The 4,356-nt window shown below is 67.9% G+C and carries 4 protein-coding genes; all 4 read right to left on the reverse strand.

Going from position 1 to position 4,356, the window contains the following annotated elements:
• Window positions 1-122 precede the first annotated feature (122 nt).
• Window positions 123-1,754, reverse strand: coding sequence for a hypothetical protein (locus NTW26_07295; GenBank protein ID MCX7022061.1), 1,632 nt, complete (start codon window positions 1,752-1,754; stop codon window positions 123-125).
• 194 nt (window positions 1,755-1,948) lie between these two features.
• Window positions 1,949-3,142: a tetratricopeptide repeat protein gene (locus NTW26_07300; protein ID MCX7022062.1), complete on the reverse strand. Its 1,194-nt coding sequence runs from the start codon at window positions 3,140-3,142 to the stop codon at window positions 1,949-1,951.
• Window positions 3,143-3,212: 70 nt separating this feature from the next.
• Complete coding sequence (locus tag NTW26_07305) at window positions 3,213-3,926, reverse strand: methionyl-tRNA formyltransferase (protein ID MCX7022063.1); 714 nt, start codon at window positions 3,924-3,926, stop codon at window positions 3,213-3,215.
• Window positions 3,926-4,356, reverse strand: a 431-nt coding sequence (gene def / locus NTW26_07310) for a peptide deformylase (protein ID MCX7022064.1), incomplete at its 5' end; no start/stop codon positions are given. The genes def and NTW26_07305, both read right to left, overlap by 1 nt.

The raw sequence follows: 4,356 nt of genomic DNA on the forward strand, positions 1-4,356 counted from the left end.
GCCGTCGGCGGCGCTCGCCTCCGCCCACGCCACGACCCCGCACCCCGGCACGCCCGCCACCGCGTCCAGCGCGTCGCTTCGCCCGTCGTCCGCCGACGGAGGGCCCCTTGTCTCAACGGATTTCATTCCTCGCCGGTTATCTCCACCAGCCGCCGGTAGCCTTCGCCCGCAAGGCTGAAGGTTTCACCCTCGGGTTCCAGGCTGGCGCTGGAGAGGGCGGCTTTGTATGCCTCCCGCGCCGCGACGAGGTAGAAGTAGGTTCGGTCGTTGATGGCGAAATAGGCCTGTTTTATATCCTCGTCGGACGCCCCGCCGCTGATGACCACGTCCTGGAGCATTTCCGCGAACTCCTCGAAGACCCGGGCGGCCTTTAGCTGTGCCTCGGCCACCAGGGCCGGTTCGCCGAAGGACGCCGCGCCCGAGAAGCCGATGGCGGCCTGGTCCATCAACGACGTTTTACGCTCCAGTTGCGCCCTGACCTCGGTAAGGTCGCCGCCTACGGTCACACCCATGTACTCTTGAAAACCGTGCTCTCCGTAAACGTAGTAGGCGTGGGCGATGGCGGGGCTGCCGTAGCGGTTGACCGCCTTGCGGGAGTGCTCCCGGACGGCCCGGGTGTAGAGCTCGAGGGCCCGGTCGGGGTCACCCTCCCCCTCGGCCAGAAGGCCCAGGGCGGCGTAGGCCTCGCCGACCCAGATGTAGAACGCCGGGTCGTCGGTATGGCGCGCGATGAACCGGTCCAGGCCGTCGGCATCGCTCCCGTGAATCGCCTCGCGCAGGGGGACGAGCTCCGCCTCGGGGCTGTCGCCGTACCGATTCTCTAAATCGTCATAGTATTCCCTTGCCCGGGGCCATCCCTCGGCCGTTTCGGCCATCAGCCCGGCGCGGAGAAGGGCGGCGGGCGCCAGGTCGTCGTCGGGGTACGCCACCGCCAGTCGGGCGTACTCCGTCTCGGCCGCCGCGGAGTCGGAGATCCAGAGCTGGAAGATGAGCCCGCGCCGGTATAAGGCCGCCACGGCCACCTCGTGCTCCGGGTACTTCTCGACCAGATCGGCGTAAGATTCCAGCACCCGGTCCAGCTTCTCCCTCGACGCCTCGTCGAGGAAGACGGCGGGAACCTGCGGCACCTCGGACTCGAGGGCCAGGGCCCGGTGGTACTGGGCCACCCTGGAGTTGGAGGACCACCGTTCGGTCAGCTCCGGCTCCTTCTTCGGGTCCACCATCCCGCAGGCGCGCAGGTACATCTCCCGGGCCTTGTCGTAGAGACCGGCGTCGAATGTCTGGTCCCCCAGCCGCGCCAGGAGCGACGCCTGGCTGACGCGGCGCGCCTCCGCGTCAAGCTCGGGGTGGTAATCGGTGAGGAAGCGGCCCAGGAACTCCTCGGCCCGGTCGTCCTCACCGGAACGGTATAAAAGCTCGACGTTGACCAGGGCGATGTCGGCGTCGTCCTCGGGCAGGTCGAATGCCGCGGGGCGGGCCTTCTTCTCGTCGAAATAGGTCGCGCAGGCGGCCAGGGTCCTGGAGGCCAGGCCGGACCGGTCTCCCTCCTCCAGGTCCAGCGCTTGCTTGTACACGCGGACCGCGGAATAAACCGCCGGTTGGACGTACTCTACCAGATTCTGCTCCGCGGCGAGGAGGAAGGCGTCCCCGGCCATCTCCAACAGGCGCGAGGCCTTGGACTTCGCCGCCCCGCTCGCATCCACCGGCTCTGCGAAGGCCAGCTCGGCCAGGCACTGGCCGTAGCTGTAGCCCACCAGCGCCAGCTCCTCGGGGGGAATCCGCTCCTTGAGCGTCGGGAACTCGTCTATGCGCTCGATGTAGGCACCGTAATAATCGGCGGCCTGCTCGTACTCCAGCCGGGCCAGCTCCTTCTCCAGGCCGGGGTGCTCGACGGTGCCCGTCTGCGGCCCACAGGCAGCGAGGAGGGGGAGGAGAAAGGCCGGCCGGATCAGTTGGGGTACACGGCCACCACCCGCCGGCGTCCCGGGGGAAAGCGCCAGGCGGCGATCAAATCCAGCAGCCGGTCGGTGAAATACTCCGGGGTGTTGCTGGAGAGAAGCTGCACGTCGGACACGGCGCCGTCGGGCTCGATGGTTATCTGCACCTCGACGCGGTGGTTCGGGTCCCTGACCGGCACGTGGACGCTGTAAATGTACGCTATGACCCCGATGTAGTTGTCGAGGAAACGGGTGATGCGATTGCGGGAGTAGATGTAGGAGCGGTCGGTGGCGGAGGCGGCGGTCTCCTCGATCAGGAGCTCCAACTCGGCCTCGCGGTCCACCTCGGGCAGGTACGAAGCCCCGCCGTAGTTGTAGCGTTCCGCCAGCTCCTGGTGGTGGAGTCCCAGGCGCCCGAGAGAGCGGACCACGCAGTACGCCACCTCCTCGTCCTCGGGACTTTCTCCCAGAAGCTCCTCCCCGCGCTCGACCACCTGCCGGTAGAGGTCCATCGCCTCGTTAATAACGGTCCCGGGGTCGTCGGAGAGCGTGGCCGCGAGCTCGTTGGTTTCCGCCATGGCGAAAAGGAGCCGCGCGTTCGTCCGCACGTCCGGCGCGTGGGCGTAAAGATTATCGTAAACGCCGAGCGCCCCGGCGTAGTCGCCGTACTCGCGGTAAACGCCGCCGAGGATGAACAGGGCGTCCTTGTAGTTAAGGGCGTCCAGAATCCGCTGGAGGTATTCGAGCGGGTCGTCCGGTGGGTTGAAGTACAGCAGGCGGACCAGGGACTCCAGCGCCACCGGGCGCCAGAGCCTCCCCTCGTCCCCCTCGGGAAGCTGCGACGAGAAGAGGATCAGCCGGTTGTACTCGTACAGCGCCTCCTCGGGCCGGCCGAGGTAGTCCAGGCAGAGCGCCTTGCCGTAGAGGGCGTTGGGGTAGAAGGGGTGGTCCCGGTCCACCTCGCGGAAGCGGGCCAGGGCAAGGGTGTAATCGCCCGCGGCGAAGGCGTCGAAACCGGCCTGAAGCCGTTCCTCGGGCGAGTCCGCCCCGGTCGGCGCGCGGAAAAGACCGGGGTCAACCCGGCTCTGGGGCGCGGAGATGACGATGGGGTCGGCGACGAACTCGTAGACCTCGACCTCCTGCGCCGAGAGCGGCCGGGATGTCAGGGCGAGGGTAAGCAGAAGGGTAAAGATAGTGGGTCGCATCGTTCGACGGGTTATAAAATGGGTGATATTTTCAAAAAGTATAACCGAGATGCCCGGTCGGGGCAAGGGGCTACGCGCGCGCGGCGGGGACGACCGGGGTGAGGCGAAAGGGAGGTTTCAGGCGCCGGCCGTTGGCGAAATTTTTGGCCGAAAGCCGCCGGGAGCCGCCGGCCTGGACCTCGAGAATCTCCAGGACCGTGACCCCACCGCAAGCCGTGAGCCAGCCGTCGTCGGTGCAACTGAAAACCGCACCCGGCGGCTCGGCTGTGCGTTCCGGAACCGGACGGCAGCGGTGGACCTTGAGCGTTTCGTCCCCCAGAAGACAGAAGACGCCGGGCCAGGGCAACAATCCCCGCCAGCGGTCGTAGAGCACCCGCGCCGGACGGGTGAAATCCAGGCCGCCGTGCTCCCGCTTCATGAGCGGCGCGAAGGTGACGCGGGACTCGTCCTGGGGCGTCCGGTCGTCGTCCCCGGAACAAACCAGCTTTACCGCCTCGGCCAGGAGGGGGAGGCCCAGGGCCGTCAGGCGCTCGAAAAGCTCCGGGGCCGTCTCGTCGGGCCCGACGGCGAGCTCGCGCTGGAGGACCACGTCCCCGGCGTCCATTCCCTTCACCATCCGCTGGACGGTGACGCCGGTCACATCCACGCCGTCAACCAGGGCCCAGTTCACCGGGGCCGCGCCGCGGTACGCCGGGAGAAGGCTGAAGTGGAGGCCGTTTACGAGGGCCTCGAGGGCGCGGGCCGCGACGGGCGGCGTGCCGAAAAATACCAGCCTGGGTCCCATCACTCCCCCAGGTCGTCGGGAACGATTCTTCGCCAGCCGCGCTTCGTCTGGGCGGCCAGGGCCTTGAGTTTGCGGTGGAAAAGCATCCGCTGGGCCTTGGACAGGCGATCCACGAAGAGGACGCCGTTCAGGTGGTCCACCTCGTGCTGAATCGCGCGGGCGGCCAACCCCTCGAGCTCGAAGTCCAGCTCCCCGCCGTCCGTGTCCCGCGCCCGGAGGCGGACCCTCTCGTAGCGGGCCACCCGGCCGTAGATTTCGGGCAGGCTCAGGCAGCCCTCCTTGTCGGAGAACAGCTCCCCAAGCGGCTCGTACTCGGGGTTGACGAGGGAGACCGGCGCGGTATCCTCGTCCGAGGCGATGCCCGGAATGAGTCGGGGGTGGACCACGACGAGCCGGACGTTGCGGCCCACCTGGGGCGCGGCCAGCCCGA

The organism is bacterium (assembly GCA_026398675.1).
Taxonomy (GTDB): Bacteria; RBG-13-66-14; RBG-13-66-14; order RBG-13-66-14; family RBG-13-66-14; genus RBG-13-66-14.